We start from the raw sequence: 5,229 nt of genomic DNA on the forward strand, positions 1-5,229 counted from the left end.
TGTGGGCCGTCGCCAAGACCGGTGCCGCGTTCCTGCCGGTCGACCCCACCTACCCCGCTGCCCGTATCGAGCACACGCTCACCGACTCGCGGGTGCGGCTCGGCCTGACGACCGACGCGCACCGCGACACCCTGCCGGGCGGGGTGACCTGGCTCGAAGTCGCGGCACGGACCGGCGACGACCGCCCCGTCACCGGCCGCGCGCCGCACCCCGACCAGCCCGCCTACCTGATCTACACCTCCGGTTCCACGGGCGTGCCCAAGGGCGTCGTCGTCACCCACCGCGGCCTCGGCGCGTTCGTCGCCGAACAGCAACGCCACTACGGCGTGCAGCGCGGCGACCGGGTCGCGGCGTTCGCGTCACCGAGCTTCGACGCGTCGCTGCTCGAGATGTTCATGGCACTCGGTGGGGGAGCGACGCTCGCGGTCGTGCCCACCGGCATCTACGGCGGCGCCGAACTCGACACGGTGCTCGCCGACGCCGAGGTCACGCACCTGTTCCTCACCCCGGCCGCGCTCGCGACGCTGGACCCGGCGCGACTGCCGCTGGTGCGCGTCGTGGTTGTCGGCGGTGAGGCGTGCGAGCCGTCGCTCGTGGCGCGCTGGGCCCCCGGACGCGCGATGTTCAACGCGTACGGACCCACCGAATCGACCATCATGGCCACCCATTCCGGTCCCATGACGGCCGGTTCGCCCGTCCACATCGGACGTGCCGTGGCCGGGACATCGGCCGTGGTACTCGACGACCGACTCCGTCCCGTACCGACCCTCGTCCCGGGGGAGCTGTACGTGTCCGGCGCCGGACTGGCCCGCGGCTACCACGACCGGGCCGCGCTCACCGCGGCCCGGTTCGTCGCCGATCCGCTCACCGGCGGCCTGATGTACCGCACCGGCGACCTCGTCCGGCGCACCGCCACCGGCGACCTGGACTACCTGGGCCGCACCGACTTCCAGGTCAAGGTCCGCGGTCACCGCATCGAACTGTCCGAGATCGACGCCGCGCTCACCGCGCACCCGGCCGTCGACGCGGCCGTGACCGTGCCGCATGAGGCGACCGGCACCGTCGTGTCGTAGCCGTAGACGACGTTCGCGGCGGAATCGCCGACCAGCAGGACGGGGATACCGGCTTCTTCGAAGATGCGGGCGGAGGAGTAGTCGTACGCGGTCAGTTCCGCCCAGCGGCGGCCCTCGGCCTTCATGGCCTGCAGGTGATGGACTCGCGTCTTGCGCTTCGGGGTTTCGGCCGGGGCATCCGAGGGGGTGGAGCCACCGTAGACAGACGTCATGTTTTCGGACATCACTGTCCCTTTCTTCCTCGAGGCCCGATGGGTCCCCGGGTTGGGTGATGACCGTCTCAGTGTGCCACCGCACCGAGGTTCCGCGAACCTCGGACGGCGGTGCGATTGATCACATCGTGGCCGCTCGGGCGGTGCATGGCACGATCGGTGAGTGTCAGTTTCCGCGTCCGTACGCGCGTTCGCCCTGCCCGCTGCAGGCAGATTTCCTGCTGCGGCGCTCGCCCTGGTCGCAGCCGGTGCGGTGGTGGCCGGATGCACCACCGTCGATGAAGCGCGAGCCCCGTCGACGGTCGGGGTGCCCGCGGGGCTCGAGCAGTTCTACGAACAGGGCGTGTCCTGGGAGTCGTGCGGCGGTTACGGGCCCGACGGGCCCTCGCTCGCGCGGATGGGCGTGACCTGTGCCCGCATCTCGGTGCCGCTGGACTACGACGATCCGGCCGGTGCGACGCTCTCGCTCGCCGTCTCGCGGTCGGTGGCCACGGGAGACCGCATCGGCTCGCTGCTGGTCAACCCGGGTGGGCCCGGCGGTTCGGGGCTCGGCACGGCTGCGGTTGCGGCCGGCACCGAGCTGGCCGGCCGATTCGACGTCGTCGGATTCGACCCGCGTGGTGTGGGCGCGTCGCTGCCGCAGATCCGGTGCCGCACCGACGACGAAGCCGACGCGGATCGTGCCTTCGACAGTGGCGATATGAGCCCCGCCGGCATCGAAGCGACCGAGAAACGCAACCGCGAGTACGCCGAGCTCTGTGACCGGCGCACCGGCGCGGAACTGCTCGCGCATGTCGGAACGCGGGAGGTGGTGCGCGACATGGACGTCATCCGTGGCGTGCTCGGCGACGACCGGTTGAACTATCTCGGCTACTCGTACGGAAGCCGGCTCGGCACCGTCTACGCCGAAACCTTTCCGGGCCGGGTGCGGTCGATGGTGCTCGACGGGGCACTCGACCCCGAGCAGGATCCGGTCGAGGAAATCCTGTTGCAGGCCGAGGGCTTCCAGCAGGCCTTCGACGCGTTCGCCGACTACTGCGCGGACTTCGCGGACTGTGCGCTCGGGGGCGACCCGGCGGGTGCGGTCCGGCGGTTCAGGGAACTGATGGATCCGCTGATCACCGAACCGGCGTCCACCACCGATCCGCGCGGGTTGAGTCACGGCGACGCGATCACGGGGGTGCAGCAAGGTCTCTACTCGCCGACCCTGTGGGGTTCGCTGCGCGGGGGGCTGTCCTCTCTCGCAAGCGGCAACGGTGACACGTTGCTGCTGCTCGCCGATCTGTACGAGGGGCGGCAGGACGACGGGACCTACACCAACATCACCGATGCGTTCAACGCGATCCGCTGTGTCGACGACCCGCCGGTGACCGACCGCAAGCTCGCGGGGGAGTTGGACATGAAGTTCCGTGCGGCGGCGCCGTTCCTCGACGACGGCCGCGGCACGGGCGCCGCGCCCCTCGATGTGTGCGCGTTCTGGCCGGTCCCGCCCACCGGTGAACCGCACACCCCGAACGTGGACGAACTGCCGCCCGTGCTGGTGGTGTCGACCACCGGGGACCCTGCTACCCCGTATCGGGCGGGGGTGGATCTGGCCCGTCAGCTCGGCGGTGCCCTGCTCAGTTTCGAGGGCACTCAGCACACGGTCGTGCTCGACGGTGTGCCGTGCGTCGACGACGCCGTGACCAGGTATTTCGTGGCACTCGAGACACCCGCTGTCGATCCGCACTGCTGACCGGCGGCCGGTGTGAGCGACACGCCGTGCCGATAACTTCCGTATGTAACACGGAATTAACGGATGGTGCCTACTCTCGCCGATATGGATCGCCAGAAGGAGTTCGTGCTCCGCACCCTCGAAGAGCGCGACATTCGGTTCGTGCGCCTGTGGTTCACCGATGTGGTGGGCACCCTCAAATCCGTGGCGATCGCCCCGGCCGAACTCGAGGGCGCCTTCGAAGAAGGTATCGGGTTCGACGGCTCCGCGATCGAGGGATTCTCCCGCATCTCCGAGGCAGACATGGTCGCCCGCCCCGACGCGACGACCTTCCAGGTGCTGCCGTGGATCGACGACCGCGGACACCAGTACTCGGCCCGGATGTTCTGCGACATCACGATGCCCGGTGGCACCCCGAGCTGGGCCGACCCCCGGCATGTGCTGCGTCGTCAGCTCAACAAGGCCTCCGACCTCGGGTTCAGCTGCTACGTGCATCCCGAGATCGAGTTCTTCCTCGTCGAGGACAACGGCGCCAACGGCTCGAACGGCATCGAACCCGTCCCGGCCGACGACGGCGGATACTTCGACCAGTCCGTCCACCGGTCGGCGCCGCACTTCCGTCGGCACGCCATCGACGCACTCGAATCGATGGGTATCTCCGTCGAGTTCAGCCACCATGAGACGGCGCCGGGTCAGCAGGAGATCGACCTGCGCTACGCCGACGCGCTGTCCATGGCGGACAACGTCATGACCTTCCGGTACGTGGTCAAGGAAATCGCGATGCAGGAGGGTGTGCGGGCGACGTTCATGCCCAAGCCGTTCCGCGAGCACGCCGGCTCGGCGATGCACACCCACATGTCGCTGTTCGAAGGCGAGACCAACGCCTTCCACGACCCCGACGACCCGCTGCAGTTGTCGGCCACGGGCAAGGCGTTCATCGCGGGCGTGCTCGAGCACTCCAACGAGATCAGTGCCGTCACCAACCAGTGGGTCAACTCCTACAAGCGCATCGTGCACGGCGGGGAAGCGCCCACCGCGGCGTGCTGGGGGCCGTCGAACCGCTCGGCCCTCGTCCGTGTCCCGATGTACACACCGAGCAAGGCGTCGTCGCGGCGCGTCGAAATCCGCACCCCCGACTCGGCTTGCAACCCGTACCTGACCTTCGCGGTGCTGCTCGCCGCCGGGCTGCGCGGCATCGAGAAGGGCTACGAGCTCGCGCCCGAGGCGGAAGACGACGTCTGGGCCCTCACCACGGCGGAGCGGCGCGCCATGGGATACCGGGAACTGCCCACCGACCTCGACATCGCGCTGCGCGAAATGGAAAAGTCGGAGTTGGTCGCCGAGACACTCGGTGAGCACGTCTACGACTACTTCCTGCGCAACAAGTGGCGGGAATGGGAGAACTACCGCAGCCAGGTCACGCCGTACGAGCTGCAGCAGTACCTGGGCCTGTAGCGTTCCGGCCGGACGGTATCGACGCGACGAAGAGGTGGGTGGTCGTGCCCGGTAAGGCAACAGCGCGGGAAGCCGGAACGATGCATACATCCGGGCCGGGGGGCGATTCGTGGTGAAGCCGCCTCCGGCCCGCTCCGTGGTGCCCGGTCCCGGACGCCTCGGCCTGGTCGAACGCACTGCACCGGCGGAGCTCGAACGTCTGGGGTGGACGGACGCCGAGAGCATCGAGCTGATGTGGGCACTGTCGCGCGCCGCGAACGCCGACCTGGCGCTGCGCGGTCTCACGCGTCTCGCCGACGCGCTGGGCGACGACGGATGGGCCGAACTCGACGCCGCGCTGCGCACCGACAAAGGTCTGCGGGGCCGCCTCTTCGGGCTCTTCGGAGCGTCCGCCGCGTTCGGGGATCATGTCGTGGCCCATCCGGATCGGTGGCGCATGCTCGCCGACACTCTCGAACTGCCCGACCGGCACACCTTCACCGGCCGAATGCTCGACTGTGTGGATGCGGCCCCCGAGACGGGGGGCCGCGACCACCGGCTCGTCTACCGCGCCGGCCTCACCGGACCGGAGGCGGTGGCGGCGCTGCGCACCACGTACCGGGATCAGCTGATGCTCATCGCGGCAGCCGATCTCGCCGCGACCGTCGAGAACGAGCCCGTCCTGCCCTATCTGGAGGTCGGGGCGCTGCTCGCCGATCTCGCCGACGCCGCCCTGACGGCGGCGCTCGCCGTCGCGGTCTCGACGGTGCTGCCCACCGAGCCGTGCACGATCGAC

Annotated in this window: 3 protein-coding genes and 2 pseudogenes; 4 read left to right on the forward strand and 1 reads right to left on the reverse strand. The window is 69.5% G+C overall.

Features of this window, described 5'->3' with window-relative positions; genetic code table 11:
* The coding region (locus Q8814_RS24235; protein ID WP_330154519.1) for an amino acid adenylation domain-containing protein at positions 1 to 1,073 on the forward strand (1,073 nt) is incomplete at its 5' end.
* On the opposite strand, the pseudogene Q8814_RS24240 reads toward Q8814_RS24235, so the two are convergent.
* Positions 1,052 to 1,297: pseudogene (locus tag Q8814_RS24240) on the reverse strand (3-methyl-2-oxobutanoate hydroxymethyltransferase); the annotation flags it as partial. The gene Q8814_RS24235 and the pseudogene Q8814_RS24240 sit on opposite strands and share 22 nt — an antisense overlap.
* Before the next feature lie 184 nt (positions 1,298 to 1,481).
* Here Q8814_RS24240 and Q8814_RS24245 point away from each other — a divergent pair.
* The 3 genes and pseudogenes from Q8814_RS24245 to Q8814_RS24255 all read left to right on the forward strand — a co-directional run.
* Complete coding sequence (locus Q8814_RS24245) at positions 1,482 to 3,020, forward strand: alpha/beta hydrolase (protein WP_408015979.1); 1,539 nt, start codon at positions 1,482 to 1,484, stop codon at positions 3,018 to 3,020.
* Between the two features lie 84 nt (positions 3,021 to 3,104).
* A complete protein-coding gene (glnA, locus tag Q8814_RS24250) occupies positions 3,105 to 4,454 on the forward strand; it encodes a type I glutamate--ammonia ligase (RefSeq protein ID WP_330154520.1) in 1,350 nt (449 codons plus the stop codon).
* 109 nt (positions 4,455 to 4,563) lie between these two features.
* Positions 4,564 to 5,229: pseudogene (locus tag Q8814_RS24255) on the forward strand (bifunctional [glutamine synthetase] adenylyltransferase/[glutamine synthetase]-adenylyl-L-tyrosine phosphorylase); the annotation flags it as partial.

The sequence above is a fragment of the Rhodococcus chondri genome, assembly GCF_036327435.1.
Lineage (GTDB): Bacteria > Actinomycetota > Actinomycetes > Mycobacteriales > Mycobacteriaceae > Rhodococcus > Rhodococcus chondri.

Bases quoted from the DNA above. Each gene is read 5' to 3' on its own strand.
- glnA (WP_330154520.1), top strand. From the start codon at position 3,105: ATGGATCGCCAGAAGGAGTTCGTGCTCCGCACCCTCGAAGAGCGCGAC.